The organism is Ruegeria sp. BHSC276, assembly GCF_059612945.1.
The window spans coordinates 202,303-226,527 of the sequence record NZ_JBXWRP010000006.1 but is presented as its reverse complement, the minus strand read 5'-3'; the positions used below and the strand labels follow the sequence as shown (position 1 = coordinate 226,527).

Genomic DNA, 24,225 nt, shown 5'->3' with positions numbered 1-24,225 from the left:
CGGTTCAGCGCCACAGATGCGCATGCGTGGCCAACGCGCCCTGAAGCTTGGACAGCAGCCGGTTTCCCGCGCCCGATGGCGTGGGTTCGCCCTGGGCGAGGCGGTCGACCGCAACCTCGACCGGGCAGGGGGCACCGGTGATCGGATCGAAATACCGCGGGTAATCAATCAAAGCCGCATGCACGAGGCCCAGCAGCGACGGCCGCGCGCCGCGACGGGCGGGCACCGCGCCCAAATCGGTGGTCAGACCCCAGCCCGCATAGAACGGTGCCCCCAGCGTCGTGACCTTGACGCCACGCAACAGGGCCTCGAACCCCAGCGCCGACGTCATGGTCCAGATCTCCTGCACCTGCGGCAGAACCTGGGCTGGGTCGACGCCGGTCAGAACCATGTCGGCCAGCCCATCGGCATCGACCTGGCCTTCGCGCAGCCCGGCTTCGACATCCGGGTGGGGTTTGTAGATCACAACCGCATTCGGGTTCGCCTTTCGGGCCGCGTGCAGCAGGTCCAGGTTGGTGCGCACCGTGCTGGTTCCCAACAGAACCGAGGCGTCATCCTCGACCTGTCCGGGGACAAGAATGCGATGCCCGACCGGCAGATCGGGGCAGGGGCCGCCGATATTGTATTTGCTCAGGCCGGCTCGGGTCAGGCGTTGCACCAGATGATGGGCACGGCGTTCCTGATCGGGGCGCAGGGTCTCGCGCCGCGCGATCCAGTCCTCGAGCCGGCTGGGTCGGGTCGGGTCGTAGTAGATGCCCAGATCATCGGCCACCAGCGACAGCGGCGGCACCAACTGGGCCCCCAACCCGCGCGACCGCAAGAATCCGTCTTCGATGCGGAAGACGCCCTCGGAGTCGCGGTCATGCTTGGCCCAGACCATATGCGGTCGGGTTGGGCTGGCGGGGCGCGCAGCGGTGAAACGCATCTTGCGATAGCTTCCAAAGCCGCGCTGTAGATGCCGGCGTTTCCACAGCCGCATCCCCGATGCCGTCCAGCCCCGCCGGTCTTCGTGCCAGGCCCGCATGCGCGCCTCGAGCGTGTCCAGAACGGTCTCGATTTCGCACAGCCGGTCCCGGAATGGATCATACCATTTGGGGTAGAGGATCATCGCGGCGGCGAATAACTGCGCGCGGGTCAGGTTGCGCTGCCGGCGCGGCATTTCGGCGTCGTCGCGGGTCAACCCCCAACCGGCATAGAAGGGCCGCCCGAACACACGCGGCTTGTGTCCGGCCAAAATGGCCTCGAATCCCAGTTGCGACGACAGCGTATAGACCCCGATTGCGCCTTCCAGCAGGTCCCAGATGTTGACCCGATCGCGCAGCAGGCGGATGCGGTCGGTTTCATCCTGCGGCGCGAAATGTCCGGGGCGGTATCCCAACGCGGTCTCGGGGTGGGTCTTGACGATGATCCGGGCGCCGGGGTTTTCCTCTTGCGCGATCACCAGCATCTCGCGAAAGCGGGCCAGGTCGCCGCCGCTGGCGGTGACGGCGGCGTCGCCCTGGGTCTGATCGACCACCAGCACATAGCCGGGTTCGGGCAGTTCTGCCTCGGGGTCGGATGCGGAATATTTGGTCAGCCGCAATTCAGCCATCCGCAGCATCGCGCCGCGCGCCCTGTCCAGAAGGGCGGTGTCGTCCAGCGGATGCGTGGCCAGCAGAGTCTCGAGATCCGAAGGGCGGTCGGCGTCGAAATGCACACCTGAGGCATCGAGCAGCAGGCCAAGCGGCGGCTCTTTTCCGCGGCCGGGGTGCAACGAGCGCAGAAAGGCGTCTTCGACGCGCAGCAGCGGGGCGTCGTACCGGGCCGCAACGCGTTCCCCGCGATGGGCAGTTGGGCTTTGCCCCCAGACGCCGATCCGGTCGCCCGCGCGCGGCAGTCCCAGCGCGACCTTGTGGCCTGACAGGGCCAGAATGCGGCGGATGCGCCGCTGGGTCAGAAACCCGCCATTGTAGACAAGCAGACGCGCCAGGTTGCCGGAATCAGATGTATCGGCCACCGGTTGCACGGATCAATTGCCGGTCAGCGTGGCCACGTTCGCAACCGGCGTCAGGCCGCCTGCGATCAATGAGATCGACTTGGTCCACTGGGCATAGGGCGCTTCGGTGACATAGATCGTGTCATCGTCGCGGATCACGAAATCTCGCGCCACGAACAGCCCGTTGGGCGCCGTCAGGTTCAAAAGGTAGATCATGCGCTGCTCGCCCTTCAGGTCCGAGCGGCCCACGATCTTGCGGGCGATGTCCTCGCGCTCGTTGCGCAGAACGAAGATGCCGGTCGGGTCGGACGAGAGCGACTGCAGCCCGCCCACCTGGGCCAGAGCCTCGAGCGCCGAGAGGTCCTGACTGTCGAAAGCGACGCGCGACTGCCCCCCGGTGGCCCCCAGCGCGATGTAGGATCTCGTGTCCTGCTCGACCAGAATCCTGTCGCCGCCGCGCAGGGCGATGTCCATTTCGGGGTTCTGGAAAAGATCATTGTACCAGATCGTCCCTCTCTGGTTGCCGCGGATCACGGTGACCAGCGCGATGTCCGGGGCAACCGCTACGCCGCCGGCGCGCGCCAACATCGTCGACAGGGTTCGGGTGGGACGCTCGATCGTATAGATGCCCGGGGCGCCGATGGTCCCGGTCAGCGATACGGTCGAACCATCGCCGGCCACGCGGCGGATCTGCACCTGAGGGTCAGGGGTCTGCTCGCGCAGTTTGTCGGCGATCGTAGTGCGCAGTTGTTCGGGTGTGTTGCCCGAGGCCCGCAGGCGGCCTGCATAAGGGATGAAGATGTACCCTTCGCTGTCGACCTGCACTTCGTCCAGGCTGGTCGCGGGGCCGGTTTCACCGGACAGCAGACCGTCGTCGACGTTTTCCCAGATGGTCAGCCCCAGAACGTCGCCCGGGCGGATTGTGTCCGAAGTGATGTTCTGGGCGCCGCGGAAGGCCTGTGGGAACCCGTACTGAGGAATGGCGGCAGTAGTTTTAGCAACAAAATCGTCTACTTCTACGACAAATGCATTGCCGCCGTTCTGAACCGCACCAGCCAGGATTTCGGTCTTGTTGGGCCCGGACTTGGGAAGCTGGCATGCCGCCAGAATTGCGACGGTCGCGAAAAGAGTGACTTTTCGAATCCACCGGGTTGGGAAGCACTGCACGTTGTTGACCTCGACAGCCAGTGTTGTGTTTTTTGGTTTGTCGCGACGCTACTGAGTTTGGCGCTCAGATTCCAGACGTTGCCAGCCGACGGGCCGGACGGGATTGAAACTGTGGCCCTTCGGTCGCGCCCCCAGCCAGGGCACGCGCGTAGGGGTCGTGTGCCTGCAGCATCCGGTCAACCACCTGCCGGAGCAGTTGTTTGCGGCCCCGCCGCGAATAGTACCCGCCGGGGATCTGGCAGGTTCCCAGCAGGAACTGGCGGTACGTGCGATAGGCGTCGGTGTTCGGCCCCCTTGGGTCGGCGAAAAACACCTCGATCGGCTGGTCGGACACCAGCTCGGGCTTGTCATAGACCGACCGGCCGAACACGCGCAGCGGGACGCCGCGCCACAACGCCTGCTGACCTGCCGTCGAATTGATGGTGACCGCCGACTTGGCGTGATCCAGAAGACGGGCCAGTTTACCGCCGGGCACATGGTGGACACGGTCGGCGATGCCCAGCCGGCGGGCCGTCTGGCGGATGAAGCGCGCCAGAGGCTCGCGGCAGTTTTCGAGCGGGTGTTCCTTGATGACCAGGTGGTGATGTGGCGGGGCGCCCTTGGCGAATCCCTCCATGACCGGCAGCAGGAAAGCGCACATCGACGAGAATTCGGAATGGGCCCGGACCGAACTGTCATGCGCCAGTTGCAACAGCACCAGATGATAAGGATACCCACCGCGGCGGATGCGGGCGGTCGCCAGACTACGCCGGATTCGATGCAGGGGCATCCGCATCAGACGTTTGAAATACAGCCCGAATTCCTGAGAAACATGCAAATCGCGGTGCGGTCTGAAGTTCCGGTAACCGTGATTCAGGAACAATACGAACCAATGGTACAGCGCGCCGTAGAAAACGTGTTGTCGCATGTCGCCCCAATGCGCGGGTGGCGGCGGAGTCGGTCCCTCGGTCAGTTCCACGGCTCGCTGCATTGTTGCGATGTCCAGGTCCATCAGCCGGGAATGTGCGTTCGATCCGTTCCGCTCATAGGTCACCCACCATGGGCGCAGATAGCCTTCCTCGAAAACATGGACCCTCAGGCCGCGCGCCCGGGCGATCCGGATCGCCACGGCATGCACCGGGCGAACGTCGCCATACAGAACGACATCGGTTACCCGCCGGGTCTCGAGCAGGTCGGCAAAGGCCTGCGGCCACGCGTCCAGCGTTCCGCGATACGGCACATAGCTGCGCTTGTCGAACCAGAAGGCGCGGTCGCCCGCATTGAACCCCACCCGCCAGACCGCGGCGCCGGCCGCCCGCAGCATGCGCCCCAACCCGTGAAAGAACGGCCCATGCGGCCCCTGCAAAAAAAGGAACACGCGACCGTCTTGCGTTGAAATCGGAGCGTTCATGCCGTTTGCGCACACCTGCATGCGTTTGAGAATTGCGCCGAAACTATGCCCGTCCGCCCCTGGACGCGCAAGCCGGGGCTTGCCCCGGCGGCCGGTTGGGCTTACCTCGGGCCAGATGACTTCGGATAGTTTGCGCGCAGAGGGTTAACGGAATGTTTACTGGGATCGTCACCGACATCGGCACCATCATCGAACTGGAGCAGCAGGGCGATCTGCGGGCGCGGATCAAGACGGGCTACGATACCGCGGGGATCGATATCGGCGCCTCGATCGCCAGTGACGGGGTCTGCCTGACCGTGATTGCGCTGGGCGACGACTGGTACGATGTGCAGATCAGCGCCGAGACGGTTTCCAAGACTAACCTCGACGGGTGGCAGGTGGGCAAACGCGTCAACCTGGAACGCGCCCTCAAGGTGGGCGACGAACTGGGCGGGCACATTGTCTCAGGCCATGTGGACGGCGTCGCCGAGGTGATCGCCGTTACGGACGAGGGTGACAGCACCCGGGTGACCCTGCGCGCGCCGCAAGATCTGGCACGGTTCATCGCGCCCAAGGGCTCGGTCGCGCTGAACGGCACCTCGCTGACCGTGAACGACGTGGACGGGTGCGATTTCGGCATCAACTTCATCCCGCACACCAAGGAGGTCACCACCTGGGGCGACGTCAAGGTAGGCGACCGGGTGAATCTCGAGATCGACACGCTAGCCCGTTACGTCGCGCGGCTGTCGGAAATGACCTGACGCCGGACGAAACGCCGCGTTAGCCCCGTGCGGATTCGTTTGCGGACTGGCCTTTGCGCGCGTGCTGGTCTATCCCGCGTTGCAACACCTGCTCTGTGAAAGGCTGCCCCATGAGCTTTGAAACACCCGGACCGGTCGAGGCCCAGCTGCGCGACGCGATCAGCCCGATTGAAGAGATCATCGAAGAGGCGCGCCAGGGCCGGATGTATATATTGGTCGATCACGAGGACCGCGAAAACGAGGGAGACCTGGTGATCCCGGCGGAATTCGCCGATGCCGAGGCGATCAATTTCATGGCCACGCATGGCCGCGGGCTGATCTGCCTGCCGATGACAGCTGAACGGATAGACCGTCTGGGCCTTCCGATGATGGCCGTGAACAACTCGTCGCGGCACGAGACGGCCTTTACCGTTTCGATCGAGGCGCGCGAAGGCGTCAGCACCGGGATCTCGGCTGCCGATCGGGCACTGACCATTGCCACCGCGATCAACGAACAGAACACCATGGCGCATCTGGCTACGCCCGGCCATGTCTTTCCGCTGCGCGCCAAGCGGGGCGGGGTGCTTGTACGCGCCGGCCACACCGAGGCCGCCGTGGACATTTCGCGCCTGGCCGGATTGAACCCCTCGGGCGTAATCTGCGAGATCATGAAGCCTGACGGCACCATGGCCCGGCTGCCCGATCTGGTCGAATTCGCCAGGGAACACGGGCTGAAGATCGGCACCATCAGCGACCTGATCTCGTACCGTGCGCGCCACGACAATCTGGTGGTCGAGACCGCGCGCAGGATGGTCACGTCGGAATATGGCGGCGAGTGGGAGATGCGGATCTTCACCGATCAGACCCACGGGATCGAACATGTGGTGATGATCAAGGGCGACATCAGCACGCCCGAGCCCGTCCTGACCCGCACCCATGCGCTGCACGAGGCCTCGGACATTTTGGGATTGGGCCCGAAATCGCCGCAGGAACTGCCGCGCGCGATGGAAAAGATCGCCGCCGAGGGGCGCGGCGTGGTCTGCCTGTTCCGCAACCCGCGCCACTCGCTGTACGCGGCCGAGGACGAAGGCCCGCGCACCATCAAGCAAACCGGTCTGGGCGCGCAGATCCTGTCCAAGATGGGCATCAAGGAACTGGTGCTGCTGACCGACTCGCCGCAGACGAAATACCTGGGTCTGGACGCCTTTGGCCTGTCCATCGTCGGGACCCGCTCGATTCTCAAGGGTGACTGAGCATGGCTGAGCAAGACAAACACGGCGTTCTGCCGACCCCGAAATTCGATGACCCGGTCAAGCTGCTGATCGTTGTGGCCCCGTTCTATCGCGCCATCGCCGAGGACCTGGTTCGCGGCGCCAAGGCCGAGATCGAGGCCGCCGGCGGCAGCTGCGAGGTGGTCGAGGTGCCCGGCGCGCTCGAGATCCCGACCGCGATTGCCATGGCCGACCGCCAGTGCAACTTCGACGGCTATGTGGCGCTGGGCTGCGTGATCCGGGGCGAGACCACGCATTACGAAACCGTCTGCAACGATTCTAGCCGCGCGATCCAGCTGCTGGGCCTGCAGGGGCTGTGCATCGGCAACGGCATCCTGACGGTTGAGAATGACGCGCAGGCCGAAGTGCGCGCCAATCCGGAAAAGATGAACAAAGGCGGCGGCGCGGCGGCTGCGGCCTTGCATCTGATCGCACTCAGACGTAAGTGGGGCGCTTCGAAAAAGGGCGTCGGATTCAAGCCGCCGTCCGAGTCCATCCTTGTGGCGGGCGACAGCAACGGATCAACGACAGCATGACCCAGACAGACACGCCGAAACCGGCAAACCGGAAACGCCTAATGAAATCCGCCGCGCGGTTGTACGCCGTGCAGGCGCTGTTCCAGATGGAGCAGTCGGGCCAGACGACCGAACAGGTGGTCAACGAGTTTCTGGATCACCGGTTCGGCGCGGTCTACGAGGGCGACGAGATGCTGGAAGGCGACAGCGCGCTGTTTCGCAAGCTGGTGGATGACGCGGTGAACTATCAGGCGCCGATCGACCAGATGACCGACCGGGCGCTGGTGGCCAAATGGCCGATTTCGCGCATCGACCCGACCTTGCGGGCGCTGTTCCGCGCGGCCGGCGCCGAGCTGAGCCAGAGCGACACGCCGCCCAAGGTGGTCATCAACGAATTCGTTGACGTGGCGCGCGCCTTTTTCCCCGAAGGCAAAGAGCCGAAATTCGTCAACGCGGTTCTGGACCACATGGCCCGCGAAGCCAAGCCCGAGGCGTTCTGACGCGCCACGGGCGATTTTACCCGGCATGAAATTGCGCTAGACTCCTATCGTGTGAGGGAGGTGCGTCATGCCGAAACTGATCCGTCTTTACATCACCCAGGTCGCACTGGGCTTTGTGATCTCGGCTGTGTTCGTCGCCGTGCTGCTGCTGTTGAACGTGGCCAACCTACGCCACCTCATCACCGGGTCCGACATTGGCTTTATCGCGCTGATCATGATCTGGTTCATGAACGGGATCGTCTTTGCGGGCGTCCAATTCGCCTATGCGATCATGAGCATGGCCGAAAAGCCCAAAGGCCCGCGCGGAGGAACCCCGGTTGCAGTCAAGCTGGAACCCGTGCGCGTTGAAGCGCGCCGGTCGTGATAGGTGGTTCCTGGCGCTTGCAATTGGTCTTCCCCTGACATTGGATGCGCAAGCGTATCGAGTTGTCCATGAAAGACCGTTTCCTTGACCAAGCCAAGTTATGAAGACGCCATCAATTCGCGGGCGTTTCTGGATGATCTGTCAAGTTTGAATCAGGCGATTGCCGACGGGCTGAAACAAGCAGGCGAGCCAGTCGCGATCAATGGAAATGTGTGCTATGCACACATGCGGGAAGACTTTCACACATCCGATCTCGCGCCATCGATGGAGCCGAAACGGCGTGCTCTTCATCGGCTGGCACAGGAAAGCAATTGTTTTGCCGAGGTCGGAGTGGCGGGTGGTCACGCGGCTTTGTTGGCGCTGCACTCGAACCCCGGTTTGAAATATATCGGAATCGACCTTGGCCAGCGTTTGCGTAATTCATGGCCGGCGGTCGACATCTACGTGCCGATCGCGTTCCGATGGTTCGAAAACCGCTTCCCTGAACGCGTGAAGTTCTACCTCAGGCCGGCGATCGAAGGGCTGGAGCAGGCTGTTCAGGATCGGCCGTTCGGCCCGATCGACCTTTTGCATCTGGATGCGCAAAAGAACAACCGGGTGGCCGAGTTGGATGCAGTCTGGCCTGGCTTGGCTGACAGATGCTACTTGATTCAGGGCGACAACCGAAACGGCCATGTGCAAGCAAGCTCGGCTCGTTTGGTCGAGCAAGGGCGAGCGCGGCCGGTCAGCCTGATTGGGCCGGAAACGCTGCATAGCGCGAACTTCGGCCTATTGGAGACCGGTCCAGGCGTTGTGCGCAACGGACTCAGCCTAGACGGGCTTGCCCATCAGCGCATTCTTGTGTGCGTATGCCATCAGGATGATGAAACACTGTTTGCCGGCTCACTTCTGGCGCATCTCAAGGGGCGTGCCGAAGTTGTCGTTGCAAGCTTCTTCCGGCCTGCGTCCAGCCGTCGAGACACCGATACGCGCGAGGCAGCGATGCAACAGGCGTGCGACATGATTGGTGCCACCCGGGTGCAACTGCCCTTTGCGGTCGAAAGTGATTACCCGAGGCTGCGCCGTTTTATTCGCATGCCAACCAGCGATAGCATGCCAGAACCTGAAATAGTCCGGCCATTGCGCCGCCATCCGTTGTTTGGGCTGTTATCTGGATCTGCCTATGCGTTGATGAAGCAGTTCGCGCCGACAACTGTCATCACTCACAACCGAGTCGGCGAATACGGGCATATCGAACACGTGCTGTTACATCATGCGGTGAAGCAGGCATCTGCACGTTACACGGACGCTCAGTTGTTGACGTTTGGATTGAACCTGCCAGCGGCAGATTTGACCGTGCCAAGCCTGCCGGATCAGAAAAATAGGATGTTTGACTGCTATATGCCGCAATGGAACGGGCGCAAACTCTATGATTTTGCTCTGGATGACGAAACATTCGTACGGGTCAATCCGCAGGAATTCACCTGATCGGAAGGCGGCGGGACCACCAGGCAACCGTGCGGTTTTGATTCCCGAGGACCTGTATGTACAGGTGGGCGCCAGGTAATCAGGCCAGGACCTGAACAGAGCCAGCTCCCTCGGAATTGCTTAAGGCCACCGGAATGCTACCGGTCACGAGAAGGGCAGAACCCGCCAATGGCCTAACTAGGGTGCCGCGCCGGGCTGCGCAAGGGGGGCAGTTGCAAAAGAAGGCATGCGGGGTCGCCCGAACGGGCCGGCACGGCGGTGGCTCGTTCCGGTCCGATCCTCATGGCGAAGGTCCTTGATTTTTGTTCTTGAATTGTTCACATTCTGCGCATGACGTTGGATCTGCAGCCCGGTCAAAGGCTGGCCCGCGGGGTTGCCCGACATCTGGCCAGCCACGGCTTTGTTTCTATTGAGGAATTCGTACCCGCGCGCGGGTTGCGGGTGGATGTGATGGGTCTGGGTCCCAAGGGTGAGCTGTGGGTGGTCGAGTGCAAATCCAGCCGGGTCGATTACCAGTCCGATTCCAAATGGGGCGGATACTTGGATTGGTGCGACCGGTTCTTCTGGGCCGTGGATACTGATTTTCCAACCGACCTCTTGCCGACGGAAACCGGTCTGATCATCGCCGACGCCTATGACGCCGAAATCATACGGATGCCGCCCGAGGCCAAGCTGGCGGCAGCCCGGCGCAAGAAGCTGATCCAGAAATTTGCGATGGACGCCGCGCGGCGTCTGCACATGCTGCGCGATCCGCGGCCCTGAAGGTCAGCGTTTGACCGCGCGGGCAGCCTGGGCGGCGGCGCGGATCTCGTCGGCGATTTCCTCGGCCTCTTCCGGGTCGAAATCCATTGGGATTTCGAGGTTGTCGGCTTCGACGAACAGGCGCACCATGCCTTGATCGGTGGGGCCGATCTGCAGGTTCGCTTCGATGTCGCGTTCGGTATTGATGCCCATTTTCGCCTCCGGAGACTGAGCGTTTCTGCTAGCGCGCAACCGGGATTGAATCAAGCGCAGTCTGGGTGTGTCACGGCGCGGGCGGGCGGAACGATGTGTTTTCGGGGTGGTCGGAGTTTGGTCGGCGGAGGCAGCGCGGCCCGAGTGTCCCCCCGGGGCCGGCAGAGGCGGGCGGCGCTTTGGGCTGCCGAAACTCGTGGCGCCCGCGATTTTCTTTGCGCGATCCGCTGTGTCGGACAATGCCAGAAAATTCGCCTACAAGGCACTTGCAATCCCCCGGCGGCTTCGTTAAATCGCCCCTCACGTGCCGCCTTAGCTCAGTTGGTTAGAGCGCTGGATTGTGGATCCAGAGGTCCCCTGTTCAAGCCAGGGAGGCGGTACCATCTCTCCTCAAGCTTTTGTTGACAAGTCGCCCATCCGGGGTCCGGTCTGCGTTGTGCCGCTCCCCTAGGACTAGCGTGACATTCTTAGATTTTTTCGATCCTTCCGGGTGTGTGCATCGCTGAGACGGTTCACGTTGCCCCTGGGGCGGGTATCGGACAGTTTCGGTCGCGTCCGGCAGCGCGGCGCAGCTGCCCGCTTGGGTGCAGTCGCGCACCACTCGGGTGTGCAATGCATGTACCAGCCTATTCCGGCCTCGCGGCGTCGGGACGGCTTGTGTAAGAAAGGGCAAAAGGCAGATCGGAACAGGCGTAAATGTCTCAGACCATTACCGTATTCACGACGATGAAGAACGAAGGCCCCTACATGCTGGAATGGGTCGCCTTTCATCGCATGCTGGGGGTCGATCATTTCCTGATATTCACCAATGACTGCGAGGACGGAACCGATGACATCGCCCGCCGCCTTCAGCAGATGGGGCTGGCGACCTATGTTCCGAATGCCGTGCGCGACGGAGGTAATCCGCAACACCAGATGCTGCGCCGGGCGCGCAGGCACCCCAAGGTGAAAGAGGCCGATTGGCTGATGTGCCTGGATGTGGACGAATTCTGGAATATCCGCGTGGGGAACAACAGCTTTGCGGCATTGATCGACGCGGTCGAACAGAAGGCGGGCCGCCCGGTCGACGCGATTTCGTTCGCCTGGCGCCTGTTCGGCACTTCGGGCAACATTGGCTTTGACGACAAGCCCGTGACCGAAAGCTTCACCATGGCCGATCGCGAATTTCCCTATCATTCCGGCCGGGCTTACGGGCTGAAGACGCTGTTTCGCAACAATGACCGGTTCAGCCGCTTCGGCCCGCACCGCCCCAAGGGCATCGAAGAGGGGCGCGAGCACGAAGTCGCTTGGTCGGACGCGGGTGGAAACCTGTTTCCCGCTGACAAGGTCGGCTGGCGGGCTTGGCGGGGGTTCGACCATGCATTTGGGCGCCTGCACCACTACTCCGTGCGTTCGCTCGAGGGGTTTCTGGTCAAGCGTGACCGTGGCCGCACCAATCACGTCAAGGTAGATCAGGGGCAGGCCTACTGGTTGGATATGAACGCCAACAAGGTCCGGGATACCTCGATTCAACCCATTGCCCGGCGGGCCGCACCGGTTCTGGCCAAGCTGAAGGCCGATTCCGAGCTTGCCCGTCTGCATGACGAGGCGTGCGAGTGGCACCGCGCCAAGATCGCCGAGATCAAGCTGCGCCCCGACTGGGTGGAATTCCGGTCATGGCTGGCGGACAATCTGGTTTGAGACCCATGGCCGACGAACTTTCGAAGGATCAGCTTAAGCCCGAGCATCCCGACCGTAAGACGGGGTACGAGCGCATTCTGACCGATCCCGCGCCGCCCTGGTTCGTCGAGATCTATCCGGGCGGGGAAGGAACTGGATTCCTCCGTAAGCTCGAACGCCATTCGATCCTGTTCCATCAGCGGGACGCGGCGCGTCTGGTCGTCAGTTTCGACAATATCGGCAATGCCAACGATCTGTCCTTCGCGCGCGAGCCCTGGGGCTGGAAGTTCTTCCGCGACGAGGGCTGGTCGCATATGGGCGTGTTCGCGCGGTCCAAGGCCTGGTACCGCGACCCCGAGATCATCGACTATTTCCAGGCCAAGGCGCGCGAAGGGTTTTTCGAGCGCTTCGAACAGGTCGTGTTTGCCGGCGCCTCGATGGGTGGGTTCGGGGCGCTGACCTTTTCGGCGCTGGCGCCCGGAGCGGTGGTGATCGCCTTCAATCCGCAATCCACGCTGGATGAACGTCTGGTGCCGTGGGAGACCCGATATCGCTTTGGCAAGGTTCAGGACTGGGACCTGCCGCTGGGTGACGCGGCCGACTGCATCCGGACGGCCAAAAAGGCCTATGTTTTCTATGACCCGTTCTTCGAGCCCGATCGGCGGCACGTCCACCGATTGCAGGGCGCGAATGTGGTGCCTCTGAAGACGTGGTTCTCGAACCATTTCGCCGCGCCGATGCTGCGCAAGATCGACGCGCTGAAGCCGGTGATGCAGCAGGCCATGGCCGGCACGCTGGAACCGCAGGCCTTTTATCGGATGATGCGCGCACGGCGGCGCCTGCCCATCTACATGCGCGGGATCGAGGCGGTGGGTGAGGACCGGCATCCGAAACTGGTCGGGGCCGCGCGGCAGCGATTCCGCGCCCTGCGGCGCCAGGCTGCTGCGGGTGGCGCGTCATGACCCCAGACCGGGGCGTGTTCATCGGCCAGCGCAAGGACCGTCTGGGCGCGCGGCTCCTGATGATGCTGACCTGCATCCGCCTGGCCGAGGATTTCGACACGGACTATCGCGTCAACTGGTTTCCGCAAGGAGCCGACGCGCCGGAACTGGACGCCCCGCAAGAGCTGTTCGCCACCGATTGGATGGCGGCCCATTTCTTGGATGGGCAGGCTTACGACGAATTGGCCGCGGGTGCCGTCCCCGTCTGGAGCTTTCAGGGCGATCAGACCCCCGACAGGCTGCGCGAACATCTGGCCGCGGGCCGTTCGGTGATCGTCGAGGAGGGGTTCGAGGTTTTGGCCTTTCCCTGGGAAGATGTCGAAGCCATCCGCCCCCGATACCACGATTTCATCCATCGGATCGGCTTTGCGCCGCCGATCCGCGCGGTCATGGACCAGGCCGACGCCCGGTTGTCGGGCAAGGGGGTGTCGGCCTATCACATCCGGCGCGGCGATATCTTGAACGGCCTGCCCTGGAAGCATACGACCTGGCCCGCCAAGATCGAGCCCGAAGAACTGTATGACGCGCATCTGGATAAGTTGCGCGGGCAGATGGCCATCATGTTTTCCGACCAGCCCGAACTGATCGCACGGTTTCAACAGCGCCACCCGCAATTGATCCAGATGGCCGACATCGCGGATCTGTCCGGCATGACCCGGGCCCAGCGGGATTTCCTGGAACTCTACACGATGTCGCGGGCCGACCGGGTGATCGCTCCGTTCATTTCGGCCTTTTCGATGGCTGCGGCCCGGATTTCCGGTCAGCAGCGGCTGGTGTTCCGGGACGTGCTGTCCGAGGACGAGATCGGCCGCGCCAATGAACGAGTCATACAGCGGGTCGCCCGGGGACCGTCTGCATTTCTCAACCCGTCCGAGGCCGCCCATGTCTATGCCAAAGCGTGGCAATACCTCTGCGCGCAGGACCGCTGCCAAGAGGCCTATGACCTCGCCCAGCCGATCCTCGATGCCGGAGCGGACAATGCGTTTCTGCCACTGCTGCAAGCGCTGAACGCCTTTTATCTGGGCAAGTGGAAGGAAAGCGAACACCTAGCCCGGACCGGGTTGGAAAACTCCGACCTCTGGCCCGAGGACCGAGCCGTTCTGTGTGCCTTGCGCGGCGCTATCTTGGGTGCCCAGAAAAAGCGCTGGGCCGCAGGGCGACAATTCGCAAAAGCGTTTTGGGCCAAGCCCTTGCGGCCCGATGTGGTCGTGTTGGGTTCGCGGATGCTTTACCGCGACCAACTGCCGGTCCGCCTGTTCCCGCCGGTCGACTGGGCGTTGCAGCGCCGGCTGCGGCAGCGCCGTTTCGCGCCGTTCAACAACCTGTATCTGGTCCAGCACAAAGTCATCGCACGCCAGCCCTGCAATTTCGACATGGTGCTGCTGGACTGGGCGGACCTTTCGTTGGACCAGCGCGCGCGACGGTTGCCCAAATCGCCTGCGCGGCTGGCCGCGCTCGAAGCGGCGGTTCGGGCATCGGAGGACCTGTCCGGTGACGATCCGGCCGTGCAAAGCCTGATTTCGACGGTGCACCGGCACACCGGCGAGGTGTCACTGTCGGCGGCGATCGACGTTGCGCGCAGGGTCGTGGCGGCCTGTCCCGACGCCCCACTGTACCACAAGCGCCTGGCCGAGTTGTATGCTGATGCCGGCGATGCCGGGGCGGCGCGGCTGTCGATGGCGGATGCGCTGGCCTGCGACCCCGACAATGCGTTCCTCGTCTTTGCCATGGGCCAGTTGTTGATCCGCCTCGGGGCCAAAAGGCAGGGCGAGCAGCAGATCCTGAATGCCGCGGAACTGGACGAGGTCACCGCCGCCATCCAAGGGGCGGCCGGCCGCATTTACCTTAGGCGCGGGAACAAGCCGCAGGCCAAAAAGTTCTTGGAACGGGCCGTGGCGCTTTGCCCGACCTATTCGCGGTTTTCCAACCAGCTGGGGCGGGTCGATGGGTGACATGCGCGCATCGACGCCCGAAGCTGCGGCGGGGCGGGGCAGTTTGCCCTTGGTCTGCCGGGGCGAAGAAAATAATCTGAATGAAAAACCGGTGCCCGCGGCGGGATCGCCCGACCGGGCCGATTGATCCGAGGCAGAACCGCATGGTCGAACAGCCCCCTCGCTTTGTCAGCGTGACCCCGATGAAGAATGAGGGCCCCTTCGTTCTGGAGTGGGTGGCGCACAATCTTGCAATCGGAATCGACCAGATGGTCGTGATGACGAATGACTGCACGGACGGCACCGACGCCCTGTTGCAGCGACTGCACGACCGCGGCGTTCTGATCCATGTCGACAACAACTCGGCGCGTTCGAGCAGCCCGCAGAAGCGTGCCTACAAACGGTTCCTGCGCATGGACGTGGCGCGGCCGCAGGACTGGGTCGTAGTTATCGACGCAGATGAGCACATCAATGTAAAGACGGACGACAACACCCTGCAATCATTGGCAAAAGCGGTGCCGGATGCGCGCATGATCTCGATGACCTGGCGGTTGTTCGGAAATGCGGGGGTCGTGGGCTATGAAGACAGGTTCCTGTCCGAACAGTTTTGCCGCGCCGCCCCGGAACACATGCCGCGCCCGCCGCAGGCCTGGGGGTTCAAGACCATGTTCCGCCGGGACCTTTGGAACGTGATCGGCGTCCACCGACCCAAGCGCCCCAACGTCGAAAGCATGGCGGAGTGCCATTGGTACAACGGATCGGGGCGGCCGATGCCCGAACGCTATTTCACCAGCAGCTGGCGCTCGGCCCGGGACTCGGTCGGGTACGATCTGGTGCAGGTGAACCACTATGCGCTGAAATCCTGCGAAAGCTATCTGGTTAAGAAGGTGCGGGGGCGGGCGCATCACACGGGTGAAAGCCTTGGGTTGGACTACTGGAACATGATGAACCACAACGCGGTCGAGGACCGGTCGATTGACGCCATCGCCGATCGAAAGCGGGGCCATTTCCACGACCTCATGTCGGACCCTGAAACCGCGCGCCTGCACCACCAGTCCTGTGACCTGCATCGCCGGCAGATTGCCGAGCTGCTGAATACCGCCGAGATCCGCGCCCTGATGCAGCAGATGACGGCCGGGCAGGAGGACGCCTGATGCTCTGGTTGCACCTCGGCATGCCGAAAACCGGTACGACCGCGCTTCAGTCCTATTTGCGCGGTCATGCGGATATTTTGTCCGAGAACGGGCTGCGCTACATGAAGGCCGGGCGTCAGCGGCCGGACACGGGCGAGCGCCCCAAGGTCAGCCACAACATGATGGCGTTTCACCTGAATCAGACGGCCCAGCCGCTGGACGCTTTCCGCGAAGCGATCGCTCGCGAATACGAAGATCACGCGGACAAGGCCTGTGTGGTGTCGTCCGAGATGTTCTACACCGCCGACCTGGCGCGTCTAGCGCAGGTCTTCGCGGAAATTCCCGCGCGCGAGATGCGCGTGGTGTTCTATTGCCGCCGCTATTCCGATTTCTTCGAGGCCGATTACAAGCAGCGGGCCAAGAACGGACGGCTGCCCGCGGATGGCTCGGGCTTTGTCCGTGACCGGCTGGCCGCGATCCGGTCCAACCCGAACGGGCACAGCTATGCCGGTGCGGTCGGTCGCATCCGAGCGGCTTTTCCGGGCGTCGCGATCGTGCCGCTTCTATATGAACGGGCGGAGCTCGCCAACGGCAATGTCATCGATGATTTCCTGTCACGGCTTGGGGTTGCGCCGCCACCCGGGTGTCCGACCGACCTGCCGGCCAACCCGTCCTTGTCGCGGGTCGCCAGCGAGGCCTTCGGCGTGGTGACCCGGGCAATCGGGCGCAAGCGCAGCCGCCAGTTGCGCCGTCAGGCGGTGAGCGATCCGGTGATGATCCGCCGGCATGACGTGCTGGAACCTGATGAGCGCGCCTGGCTGGATGACTTTCTGGCCGAGGCTGACGAAGGGTTCCTGCAAGAATTCTTTCCCGACCGCAAAGTTTTGTTCTCTCCGGTCCGCCTTGGTGCCGAAGGCCAGCGTTTCCGCCGCGACAGCGCCGAAGAGGTCGCTGCTCTCAAGCAGGCATCGGAAATCGTGTTCCGTATGGCACTGGACGCCTGAGGCGCTTCAATCCAGAGGAATTTCCTGCCGCTGGCGTCCGGTGGTCTTGTCGAAGATCAGGATACGGTTGTCATCGGTCACCACGGCGAACCAGTTGCTGCCGATGGTAACGGCCTGGGCGCGGGCACCGTCGGGCAATTCGATTTGATCGGGCAGGGTGGGGGTTCTGTCCGATAGGCGGATGACAATCAAGGCGAATGTCACTAGAACGCCGCCAATCATCACCGCGGTCAGCAACATGACCATGCGGCGCAGCAGGCGCAGCTGAGGCGTTTCCTGCGGTTCTTGAGGATCTGAAGGGACAGTCATGGGCACCCGGCAAATAGACTTCGTGATCGCGGACGCTCCGCCGCCTCGCCTTGATAAGGCGCTTTCGCGGGATGTGCCAGAAGATGAAAATCTGTCGCGGACCCGTCTGGCCCGCCTGATCGAGGAGGGCGCGGTTTCGGTGGACGGCAAGGTCGTGACCGATGCCAAGGCCAAGGTGGCGGAAGGTGCGGCTGTCTGCATAACCGTGTCCGAGGCGGATGAGAGTCATATCGGCCCCGAGGACATTCGGTTGGAAATCGTGCACGAAGATGCCGACCTGATCGTGATCAACAAGCCTGCGGGGATGGTCGTGCATCCGGCGCCGGGATCCCCCAACGGCACTTTGGTGAATGCGCTGCTGCATCACTGCGGCGATGATCTGTCTGGCGTGGGCGGGGTCAAGCGGCCGGGCATCGTTCACCGAATCGACAAGGATACCAGTGGGCTTCTGGTGGTCGCCAAATCGGATGCGGCCCATCAGGGGCTTGCGGCCCAGTTCGAGGCGCACAGCGTCGAGCGGTATTACCGCGCGGTGTGCTACGGCGTTCCTGATGCCAACGATCCTCGGCTGCGCGGCATCAAAGGCGTGAGTTTCGAACCCGGCAACGTGATGCGGATCACCACGCAGCTGGCGCGGCACAAACACGACCGGCAGAAACAGGCCGTGCTGTTCCACGGCGGTCGCCACGCCGTCACGCGCGCCCGGGTCGTCGAGGTGTTCGGGCAGCCCGGCGCGGTGTCGCTGATCGAATGCTGGTTGGAAACCGGGCGCACCCATCAGATCCGGGTGCACATGGCCCATGCCGGGCATGGTCTGGTGGGCGACCCGGCCTATGGAGGCAAGCGCAAACTGTCGGCCCGGTCCTTCGGCGCGGACGCGGCAGAGGCGGTGCGCAGCTTTCCCCGGCAGGCGCTGCACGCGGCGGTTTTGGGGTTCGAACACCCCGTGACCGGCGCTCGGATGCGGTTCGAAGCCCCTATTCCGCAGGACATGCAGGCCCTTATTTCGGCGTTGAAACAACCCGCAAGGTCTCGTGACTAACGCATTCTTAGGTTTCCTTTATCAATCTTTAATCCCACACTGTTAACACCTGCCCTTGAATGGTCTGAAACGTGGCCCCATATCCATGTTAAGGACATAAACATTGGTCCAAAGGGACGTGATACATGGCAAATTACAAAAACCTCCCCGTGCCCACGCCTGAAGGCGGGCTGAACCGGTATCTGCAGGAGATTCGCAAGTTTCCGCTGCTCGAGCCGGAAGAGGAGTACATGCTGGCCAAGCGTTGGGTCGAAGAGCAGGACACCGAAGCGGCGCACAAGATGGTGACGTCGCATCTGCGGCTGGCCGCCAAGATCGCCATGGGCTATCGCGGCTATGGGCTGCCGCAAGCCGAGGTGATTTCCGAGGCCAATGTAGGCCTGATGCAGGCCGTGAAACGGTTTGACCCGGAAAAGGGCTTCCGCCTGGCGACCTATGCCATGTGGTGGATCCGCGCCTCGATCCAGGAATACATCCTGCGGTCGTGGTCGCTGGTTAAACTGGGCACCACGTCAGCGCAGAAAAAGCTGTTCTTCAATCTGCGCAAAGCCAAGGCACGCATCGGTGCGTTGGAAGACGGCGACCTGCATCCCGACAACGTCAAGCAGATCGCCAACGATCTGGGCGTGACCGAAGAGGAGGTCATTAGCATGAACCGCCGCATGTCCGGCGGGGATGCCTCGCTGAACGCCACGGTCGGCTCCGAGGGCGAAGGCACCATGCAGTGGCAGGACTGGCTGGAAGACGAAGATGCCGACCAGGCCGGCGATTATGAGGCCCGCGAAGAGCTTGAGGTTCGGCGTGAGTTGCTGGCCGAGGCGCTCGAGGTGCTGAACGACCGCGAAAAGGACATCCTGACCCAGCGCCGGTTGATGGATCAGCCCGTCACGCTGGAAGAGCTGAGCTCGCAATACAATGTCAGCCGCGAGCGCATTCGCCAGATCGAGGTGCGCGCCTTTGAAAAGCTGCAGAAAAAGATGCGGGAACTGGCGCGGGAAAAGGGGATGCTGACGCCGGCCTGATGCGCGAGGCCCGACCAGAACAACCGGCCCGGATCGCTCCGGGCCGGTTTTTTCGTGCCGCTACTCCAGCTGTTGGCGGAATACCCGTACCATGTTTTCGCCCATGACCTTGCGGATCTGCGTTTCGGTCAGGCCTTCGTCCTGCAAGGCCGAGGTCAGCGCCGCCAGTTCCGACGTGTCAAACGCGGTCTCGACCGAGCCGTCGTAGTCGGACCCGAGCGCCACATGATCTTCGCCCACCGTTTGGATGGCGGCCTTGATCATTTTCGCGATGCCCGTCGGGGTGATGTCGCCGCAGGTGACATCGGCCCAGTATCCCATCCCGATGACACCGCCGGTCGCCGCGATTCCCTTCATCAGGTCATCGGGATAGTTGCGCTTGACCGGGCAGAACCCGTGCAGACCGCCATGGCTGACGATCAGCGGCTCGTCTGTCATGGCCAGCACGTCGCGCGCCACTTGCGGGCTGGAATGAGCCAGGTCGATCACCACCGGGCGCTTGGCCAGTTCGGCCACTACCTGCCGTCCGAATTCGGTCAGGCCCGTGTTCCCGGTGCCGTGCAGCGAGCCGCCCAGTTCGTTGTCAAAGAAATGCTGCAGCCCGAACACCCTGTGGCCGGCATCGAATATCGGCTCGAGATTGGCCAGATCGCCCTCCAGCGGATGGGCGCCTTCGATTCCCAGAATGCCGCCCACGACCTTTTCGCCGCGCGCCCGGGCGTCCAGAACGGCCTCGAGATCCGCGCGGGTCTTGATGACCTTGAGGTGCTCGTCCGAGGCGGCCTCGAACCGATGCAATTTCTCGGCCTGATAAATAGCGCGTTCCTTAAGGCTGTCCCAGGTACGCAGCGGCCACATCTGGCCGATGGCCAACAGCGTGATGTTGTCGAATGCCTCGGCCGAGTTTGCCTCGTAGTTCTGCCCGGCCGGTGACTTGGTCACGGCGGTGAACACCTGCAGGGCCACGTTGCCTTCGATCAGCCGGGGAATATCCACCTGGCCGCGGGTTCCGCGCTCGGTCAGGTCGCGGCTCCACAACAGCGGATCGGCATGCAGGTCGCCCACGAGCAGGGTTTCGTGCAGGGCCGCGGCGGTGTCGGACACCGGATATGGGTCGTGGTTGATCACGTTGTTGCGCGCGCCTTCGACATAGGCCGGCACGAAACCAAAGAACACCACGGCTCCGAGGACAAGCGCGGCCACCACAAGGCCGGCCAGCCATTTCAGTAGTCTCTTCACGTTTTTCCTCCCCAAGCGTTTCCGGCAGCTTATGGGCGAAAACTGATGAGAAAAGCCTGACTTGGCGTCGCTTGGCTGATACAGAGGTCGCAACGGATGTTGGCGCAAACATTTCAGTGCCCAACGTGGTCAAATACGGAGGACACCATGCACAAGCCGGTTCAATGGGGCATTCTGGGGGCGGCGAAATTCGCGCGCCAATTCATGGGGCCGGCGATCCATGCGGCTTCGGGCGCGCGACTGGCCGCCCTGGCGACCTCGGATCCGGCCAAGGCCGAGCCGTTTCAGGACTTCTGCCCGGACCTGAAGGTCTTTGACGACTATGGCGCGCTGCTGGCCTCGCCCGAAATCGAGGCGGTCTACATTCCGCTTCCGAACCACCTGCATGTGGAATGGAGCCTTAAGGCGCTGGAGGCTGGCAAGCACGTTCTGTGTGAAAAGCCGATGACCATGCGCGCCGAGGAGTTCGACGCCCTGATCCACAAGCGTGACCAGACCGGGCTGCTGGCCGCCGAGGCCTATATGATCGTGCACCACCCGCAATGGCAGCATGTGCGCGATCTGATCGCCGACGGCGCCATCGGAGATCTGGTGCATGTCACGGGCGCATTCAGCTTCGACAACCGCACCGACACCGGCAATATCCGCAACCGCGCCGAAACCGGCGGCGGCGGGCTGCGCGACATCGGCGTCTATGTCATCGGGTCGGCCCGTTTCGCGACGGGGCAGGAACCGGACACCGTGCAATCGGCCATCCGTTGGGAGGATGGAATCGACGCGTTCACGGAAATACGCGCGCAGTTTCCGGGCTTTACTTATTCGGCCTATGTCTCGATCCGCATGCACCCGCATCAGGAAATGGTCTTTCACGGGGAACGCGGCCTGATCCGCCTGACCGCGCCGTTCAACGCGCGGGTGTTTGGCGAGGCTCGGGTCGAACTGCATCGTCCGGGTTTGGAAGTTCTTGTGACGCGTTTCCCAGCCGACGATCACTACAAGCTGCAGGTCGAGGCGTTTTGCCGAACCATTCGCGCGGGGGACGAATACCCGTGTCCGCTGGAATTCTCGCGCGGGACGCAAGCGATGATCGACCGGGTGTTCGATGGCGCGACACCGCTCTGACTTGCGTGACGTACCACTGCGCGCCTAGACTGGCCGGCGGCTGAAACGGAGGAGACCATGGCCGGAGGCTGGGCGCGTGACGGCGCGGTAAGCGAACAGATCGAAGCGTCGATTTCCGACGAGCTGGCTCGGATGCAGGCGCGCAAACGCCCCGTGGGCGACAGCCTGACCCATTGCGCGGAATGCGAGGAACCAATCCCGGAAAAACGGCGTCAGGCCATCCCGGGCGTCAAGCTGTGCCTAGACTGCCAGCAGGAGCACGACGGCGCCTACAAAGCCCGCGGCGGTATCAACCGGCGCGGGTCCAAGGACAGCCAGCTGAAATAGGGTTGCCCCGACCAGATCAGCGAACCCGGCCGTTCCGACGCGTTCGCCTCCAGCGTATCAACAGCCGAACATCCATCGCGGCGACCATGATCCCCAGTGGAATCATCCAGAACCCCACCACTGGCAGGAATCCGAAAATTCCGCCGATGATCAGCAGGACGCCCACGACGAAGCGCAACCCGCGCGGAACCTTCTGGCGAATGCGGGCCAGAACCGGGCGCAGCTGCGCCTTCAGCGCGGCCCAGCGCCCGGTCTTGGGTGTCACTCTTCCATCGCCTCCAACTCGTCGATGAAGCCCGAGATCATCGACAGGCCCTTGTCCCAGAATTTCGGGTCGCTGGCATCCAGGCCGAACGGGGCCAATAGCTCTTTGTGGTGCTTGGAGCCGCCCGCGCGCAGCATCTCGAAATACTTGTCTTCGAACCCTTCCGCGCCGCTTTCGTACACCGAGTACAGCGCGTTCACCAACCCGTCACCGAAGGCATAGGCATAGACATAGAAGGGCGAGTGAACAAAGTGCGGGATATAGGCCCAGAAGGTTTCGTACCCATCCATGAATTCAAACGCCGGGCCAAGGCTTTCAGCCTGAACGCTCATCCACAGGGCGTTGATGTCGTCCGGCGTCAGTTCGCCCTCGCGGCGGGCGGCGTGCAGCTTGCATTCAAAATCGTAAAAGGCGATCTGGCGGACTACCGTGTTGATCATGTCCTCGACCTTGCCGGCCAACAGAACCTTGCGCTGCTCGGGCGTTTCGGCCTGATCCAGCATCTTGCGGAAGGTCAGCATCTCGCCGAAGACGCTGGCGGTTTCGGCCAGCGTCAGGGGCGTCGAGGACAGCATCTCGCCCTGACCGGCGGCCAACACCTGATGCACGCCGTGGCCCAGCTCGTGCGCAAGCGTCATCACGTCGCGCGGTTTGCCCAGGTAGTTCAGCATCACATAGGGGTGCACATCGGTCACGGTGGGGTGCGCGAAGGCACCCGGGGCCTTGCCCGGTTTCACCGCAGCGTCGATCCAGCCTTTCGAAAAGAAAGGCGCCGCAATCTCGGCCATTCGGGGATCGAAGGCGGCATAGGCCTCCATCACCGTCTTCTCGGCGTCTTCCCACGACACGGTGCGGGTGTCTTCCATCGGCAGCGGCGCGTTGCGGTCCCAGACCTGCATCACATCCAGCCCCAGCCATTTGCGCTTGAGCTCGTAATAGCGGTGGCTGAGCTTGGGATAGGCGGCCACGACCGCCTCGCGCAAAGCTTCGACCACCTCGGGTTCGACATCGTTCGCCAGGTGCCGCGCGGTCTGCGGGGTTGGCATCTTGCGCCAGCGGTCGATGATTTCCTTTTTCTTGGTCTGGGTGTTGTGGACCCTGGCAAAGGTCTTGATGTTGTCCTGAAACACACGGGCCAGTTCGCGAGCCGCCGCCTCGCGCTTGGACCTGTCCTGTTCGGTCAGCAGATTCAGGGTGCCCTCGATGTTCAGCTCTTCGCCATCCACGGTAAAGGTCAGCCCGGCAATGGTTTCGTCGAACAGCCGTTCCCACGCGTCGCCGACCACCCCCAGATCATGCAGGAATTTCTCCAACTCGTCCGACAGTTGATAGGGCTTCATCGCGCGGATGCGGCGGAAGACGGGCTCGTACCGGGCCAGGTCCGCGTTGGCCTTGAAATGAGCGGCCAGTACGTCGTCGTCGATGCGGTTTATCTCGAGCGTGAAGAACACCAGAGGCGTGGTGAACAGCGTAACCTTTTCCTGCATGTCCGAAAGGAACTTGGCGCGCTCGGCATCCGTGGTCAGCTGGTAATAGCGCAGCCCGGCAAAGGACATGATCCGCCCGGCGACGGCGTTGATCTTTTCGTTGCGCTTCACGCAGGTCAGAAGGCCCTGAGCGTCCAGATCAGCCAGCTTGCCTTCGTAATCGGCGGCAAAACCCGCGCACTCCTGTTCCAGCCACTCAAGATCGCGGGTCAGTTCCGGCGCGTCCTGTCCCTTGTAAAGATCGTCCAGGTTCCACTCCGGCAGGTTGCCAAGGTTGTCGGCGCCGCCACCGGCATTTGCGTCTCGGACGGGGAAGGGAAGCTCGTGCATGAAACACCTCGATTGTCTGCGTTGGACCACAT

The 24,225-nt window shown here is 62.9% G+C and carries 24 protein-coding genes and 1 tRNA gene; 17 read left to right on the top strand and 8 right to left on the bottom strand.

Annotated elements, in window-relative coordinates; genetic code table 11:
- Nucleotides 1–4 precede the first annotated feature (4 nt).
- From AC2FMD_RS11945 to AC2FMD_RS11935, 3 genes are all read right to left on the bottom strand, one after another.
- Nucleotides 5–2,005 (bottom strand): capsule polysaccharide biogenesis protein, encoded by a 2,001-nt coding sequence (locus AC2FMD_RS11945; protein ID WP_496795044.1) that lies wholly within the window; start codon nucleotides 2,003–2,005, stop codon nucleotides 5–7.
- 3 nt (nucleotides 2,006–2,008) lie between these two features.
- Nucleotides 2,009–3,142, bottom strand: coding sequence for a polysaccharide biosynthesis/export family protein (locus tag AC2FMD_RS11940; RefSeq protein ID WP_496687059.1), 1,134 nt, complete (start codon nucleotides 3,140–3,142; stop codon nucleotides 2,009–2,011).
- A 64-nt stretch (nucleotides 3,143–3,206) separates the two neighbouring features.
- Nucleotides 3,207–4,532: a capsule polysaccharide biogenesis protein gene (locus AC2FMD_RS11935; protein WP_496795074.1), complete on the bottom strand. Its 1,326-nt coding sequence runs from the start codon at nucleotides 4,530–4,532 to the stop codon at nucleotides 3,207–3,209.
- Nucleotides 4,533–4,684: 152 nt separating this feature from the next.
- Here AC2FMD_RS11935 and AC2FMD_RS11930 point away from each other — a divergent pair, with 152 nt between their 5' ends.
- From AC2FMD_RS11930 to AC2FMD_RS11900, 7 genes are all read left to right on the top strand, one after another.
- A complete protein-coding gene (locus tag AC2FMD_RS11930) occupies nucleotides 4,685–5,272 on the top strand; it encodes a riboflavin synthase (RefSeq protein ID WP_496741822.1) in 588 nt (195 codons plus the stop codon).
- A gap of 110 nt (nucleotides 5,273–5,382) precedes the next feature.
- Nucleotides 5,383–6,504 (top strand): 3,4-dihydroxy-2-butanone-4-phosphate synthase, encoded by a 1,122-nt coding sequence (ribB, locus tag AC2FMD_RS11925; RefSeq protein ID WP_496679587.1) that lies wholly within the window; start codon nucleotides 5,383–5,385, stop codon nucleotides 6,502–6,504.
- 2 nt (nucleotides 6,505–6,506) lie between these two features.
- On the top strand, nucleotides 6,507–7,058 hold the full coding sequence (locus AC2FMD_RS11920; RefSeq protein ID WP_496741824.1) for a 6,7-dimethyl-8-ribityllumazine synthase: 552 nt from the start codon (nucleotides 6,507–6,509) through the stop codon (nucleotides 7,056–7,058).
- A complete protein-coding gene (gene nusB, locus AC2FMD_RS11915; RefSeq protein WP_496679589.1) occupies nucleotides 7,055–7,537 on the top strand; it encodes a transcription antitermination factor NusB in 483 nt (160 codons plus the stop codon). The genes AC2FMD_RS11920 and nusB overlap by 4 nt, the downstream gene beginning before the upstream one ends.
- Before the next feature lie 67 nt (nucleotides 7,538–7,604).
- Nucleotides 7,605–7,901, top strand: coding sequence for a hypothetical protein (locus AC2FMD_RS11910; protein WP_170339706.1), 297 nt, complete (start codon nucleotides 7,605–7,607; stop codon nucleotides 7,899–7,901).
- Nucleotides 7,902–7,985: 84 nt separating this feature from the next.
- Entirely contained in the window at nucleotides 7,986–9,368 is a 1,383-nt protein-coding gene (locus AC2FMD_RS11905; protein WP_496795043.1) for a PIG-L family deacetylase, read from the top strand.
- Nucleotides 9,369–9,698: 330 nt separating this feature from the next.
- Nucleotides 9,699–10,130: an MmcB family DNA repair protein gene (locus tag AC2FMD_RS11900; protein ID WP_496679595.1), complete on the top strand. Its 432-nt coding sequence runs from the start codon at nucleotides 9,699–9,701 to the stop codon at nucleotides 10,128–10,130.
- A gap of 3 nt (nucleotides 10,131–10,133) precedes the next feature.
- On the opposite strand, the gene AC2FMD_RS11895 is transcribed toward AC2FMD_RS11900, so the two are convergent.
- Nucleotides 10,134–10,322, bottom strand: a complete 189-nt coding sequence (locus AC2FMD_RS11895) for a DUF6324 family protein (RefSeq protein WP_149776801.1) — start codon at nucleotides 10,320–10,322, stop codon at nucleotides 10,134–10,136.
- A 306-nt stretch (nucleotides 10,323–10,628) separates the two neighbouring features.
- On the opposite strand from AC2FMD_RS11895, the gene AC2FMD_RS11890 reads away from it, so the two are divergent.
- The 6 genes from AC2FMD_RS11890 to AC2FMD_RS11865 all read left to right on the top strand — a co-directional run bounded on the left by AC2FMD_RS11890 (nucleotide 10,629) and on the right by AC2FMD_RS11865 (nucleotide 17,050).
- Nucleotides 10,629–10,705: transfer RNA gene (locus AC2FMD_RS11890), tRNA-His, on the top strand.
- Between the two features lie 313 nt (nucleotides 10,706–11,018).
- Entirely contained in the window at nucleotides 11,019–12,002 is a 984-nt protein-coding gene (locus AC2FMD_RS11885) for a glycosyltransferase family 2 protein (RefSeq protein WP_496741826.1), read from the top strand.
- A 5-nt stretch (nucleotides 12,003–12,007) separates the two neighbouring features.
- Nucleotides 12,008–12,943: a hypothetical protein gene (locus AC2FMD_RS11880; protein ID WP_496741828.1), complete on the top strand. Its 936-nt coding sequence runs from the start codon at nucleotides 12,008–12,010 to the stop codon at nucleotides 12,941–12,943.
- Nucleotides 12,940–14,934 carry a hypothetical protein gene (locus AC2FMD_RS11875; RefSeq protein WP_496795042.1) on the top strand — a complete coding sequence of 665 codons (1,995 nt, stop codon included), beginning with the start codon at nucleotides 12,940–12,942 and terminating at the stop codon, nucleotides 14,932–14,934. The genes AC2FMD_RS11880 and AC2FMD_RS11875 overlap by 4 nt, the downstream gene beginning before the upstream one ends.
- 143 nt (nucleotides 14,935–15,077) lie before the next feature.
- The gene (locus tag AC2FMD_RS11870; RefSeq protein ID WP_496741832.1) at nucleotides 15,078–16,067 is read left to right on the top strand and encodes a glycosyltransferase family 2 protein; all 990 of its coding nucleotides are present in this window, start codon (nucleotides 15,078–15,080) and stop codon (nucleotides 16,065–16,067) included.
- Entirely contained in the window at nucleotides 16,067–17,050 is a 984-nt protein-coding gene (locus AC2FMD_RS11865; protein ID WP_496741834.1) for a hypothetical protein, read from the top strand. The genes AC2FMD_RS11870 and AC2FMD_RS11865 overlap by 1 nt, the downstream gene beginning before the upstream one ends.
- Before the next feature lie 6 nt (nucleotides 17,051–17,056).
- On the opposite strand, the gene AC2FMD_RS11860 is transcribed toward AC2FMD_RS11865, so the two are convergent.
- Nucleotides 17,057–17,359 carry a DUF6476 family protein gene (locus AC2FMD_RS11860; RefSeq protein ID WP_040634129.1) on the bottom strand — a complete coding sequence of 101 codons (303 nt, stop codon included), beginning with the start codon at nucleotides 17,357–17,359 and terminating at the stop codon, nucleotides 17,057–17,059.
- Between AC2FMD_RS11860 and AC2FMD_RS11855 the strand changes: the two genes are divergently transcribed.
- Nucleotides 17,358–18,401, top strand: coding sequence for an RluA family pseudouridine synthase (locus tag AC2FMD_RS11855; RefSeq protein ID WP_496741836.1), 1,044 nt, complete (start codon nucleotides 17,358–17,360; stop codon nucleotides 18,399–18,401). The genes AC2FMD_RS11860 and AC2FMD_RS11855 overlap by 2 nt on opposite strands.
- Nucleotides 18,402–18,526: 125 nt before the next feature.
- A complete protein-coding gene (gene rpoH, locus AC2FMD_RS11850) occupies nucleotides 18,527–19,423 on the top strand; it encodes an RNA polymerase sigma factor RpoH (protein WP_496679608.1) in 897 nt (298 codons plus the stop codon).
- A 60-nt stretch (nucleotides 19,424–19,483) separates the two neighbouring features.
- On the opposite strand, the gene AC2FMD_RS11845 is transcribed toward rpoH, so the two are convergent.
- Nucleotides 19,484–20,662 carry a dipeptidase gene (locus AC2FMD_RS11845; RefSeq protein WP_496741838.1) on the bottom strand — a complete coding sequence of 393 codons (1,179 nt, stop codon included), beginning with the start codon at nucleotides 20,660–20,662 and terminating at the stop codon, nucleotides 19,484–19,486.
- A gap of 147 nt (nucleotides 20,663–20,809) precedes the next feature.
- Here AC2FMD_RS11845 and AC2FMD_RS11840 point away from each other — a divergent pair, with 147 nt between their 5' ends.
- Complete coding sequence (locus AC2FMD_RS11840; protein ID WP_496741840.1) at nucleotides 20,810–21,784, top strand: Gfo/Idh/MocA family protein; 975 nt, start codon at nucleotides 20,810–20,812, stop codon at nucleotides 21,782–21,784.
- 57 nt (nucleotides 21,785–21,841) lie between these two features.
- Nucleotides 21,842–22,111, top strand: coding sequence for a DksA/TraR family C4-type zinc finger protein (locus AC2FMD_RS11835; RefSeq protein WP_496679614.1), 270 nt, complete (start codon nucleotides 21,842–21,844; stop codon nucleotides 22,109–22,111).
- 16 nt (nucleotides 22,112–22,127) lie between these two features.
- Here the strand turns inward: AC2FMD_RS11835 and AC2FMD_RS11830 are convergent, their stop codons facing one another.
- On the bottom strand, nucleotides 22,128–22,376 hold the full coding sequence (locus AC2FMD_RS11830) for a hypothetical protein (protein ID WP_496679616.1): 249 nt from the start codon (nucleotides 22,374–22,376) through the stop codon (nucleotides 22,128–22,130).
- Nucleotides 22,373–24,193 carry a M3 family oligoendopeptidase gene (locus AC2FMD_RS11825; protein ID WP_496795041.1) on the bottom strand — a complete coding sequence of 607 codons (1,821 nt, stop codon included), beginning with the start codon at nucleotides 24,191–24,193 and terminating at the stop codon, nucleotides 22,373–22,375. The genes AC2FMD_RS11830 and AC2FMD_RS11825 overlap by 4 nt, the downstream gene beginning before the upstream one ends.
- Nucleotides 24,194–24,225 lie beyond the last annotated feature (32 nt).

What these genes read in the sequence shown, in the direction of transcription:
- rpoH (WP_496679608.1), top strand. Translation starts at nt 18,527, where the DNA reads ATGGCAAATTACAAAAACCTCCCCGTGCCCACGCCTGAAGGCGGGCTG.
- AC2FMD_RS11900 (WP_496679595.1), top strand. Translation starts at nt 9,699, where the DNA reads ATGACGTTGGATCTGCAGCCCGGTCAAAGGCTGGCCCGCGGGGTTGCC.
- AC2FMD_RS11920 (WP_496741824.1), top strand. Translation starts at nt 6,507, where the DNA reads ATGGCTGAGCAAGACAAACACGGCGTTCTGCCGACCCCGAAATTCGAT.
- AC2FMD_RS11860 (WP_040634129.1), bottom strand. Translation starts at nt 17,359, where the DNA reads ATGACTGTCCCTTCAGATCCTCAAGAACCGCAGGAAACGCCTCAGCTG.
- AC2FMD_RS11880 (WP_496741828.1), top strand. Translation starts at nt 12,008, where the DNA reads ATGGCCGACGAACTTTCGAAGGATCAGCTTAAGCCCGAGCATCCCGAC.
- AC2FMD_RS11835 (WP_496679614.1), top strand. Translation starts at nt 21,842, where the DNA reads ATGGCCGGAGGCTGGGCGCGTGACGGCGCGGTAAGCGAACAGATCGAA.
- AC2FMD_RS11865 (WP_496741834.1), top strand. Translation starts at nt 16,067, where the DNA reads ATGCTCTGGTTGCACCTCGGCATGCCGAAAACCGGTACGACCGCGCTT.
- nusB (WP_496679589.1), top strand. Translation starts at nt 7,055, where the DNA reads ATGACCCAGACAGACACGCCGAAACCGGCAAACCGGAAACGCCTAATG.
- AC2FMD_RS11895 (WP_149776801.1), bottom strand. Translation starts at nt 10,322, where the DNA reads ATGGGCATCAATACCGAACGCGACATCGAAGCGAACCTGCAGATCGGC.
- AC2FMD_RS11885 (WP_496741826.1), top strand. Translation starts at nt 11,019, where the DNA reads ATGTCTCAGACCATTACCGTATTCACGACGATGAAGAACGAAGGCCCC.
- AC2FMD_RS11825 (WP_496795041.1), bottom strand. Translation starts at nt 24,193, where the DNA reads ATGCACGAGCTTCCCTTCCCCGTCCGAGACGCAAATGCCGGTGGCGGC.
- AC2FMD_RS11875 (WP_496795042.1), top strand. Translation starts at nt 12,940, where the DNA reads ATGACCCCAGACCGGGGCGTGTTCATCGGCCAGCGCAAGGACCGTCTG.
- AC2FMD_RS11930 (WP_496741822.1), top strand. Translation starts at nt 4,685, where the DNA reads ATGTTTACTGGGATCGTCACCGACATCGGCACCATCATCGAACTGGAG.
- AC2FMD_RS11870 (WP_496741832.1), top strand. Translation starts at nt 15,078, where the DNA reads ATGGTCGAACAGCCCCCTCGCTTTGTCAGCGTGACCCCGATGAAGAAT.
- AC2FMD_RS11910 (WP_170339706.1), top strand. Translation starts at nt 7,605, where the DNA reads ATGCCGAAACTGATCCGTCTTTACATCACCCAGGTCGCACTGGGCTTT.
- AC2FMD_RS11840 (WP_496741840.1), top strand. Translation starts at nt 20,810, where the DNA reads ATGCACAAGCCGGTTCAATGGGGCATTCTGGGGGCGGCGAAATTCGCG.
- AC2FMD_RS11855 (WP_496741836.1), top strand. Translation starts at nt 17,358, where the DNA reads ATGGGCACCCGGCAAATAGACTTCGTGATCGCGGACGCTCCGCCGCCT.
- AC2FMD_RS11935 (WP_496795074.1), bottom strand. Translation starts at nt 4,532, where the DNA reads ATGAACGCTCCGATTTCAACGCAAGACGGTCGCGTGTTCCTTTTTTTG.
- ribB (WP_496679587.1), top strand. Translation starts at nt 5,383, where the DNA reads ATGAGCTTTGAAACACCCGGACCGGTCGAGGCCCAGCTGCGCGACGCG.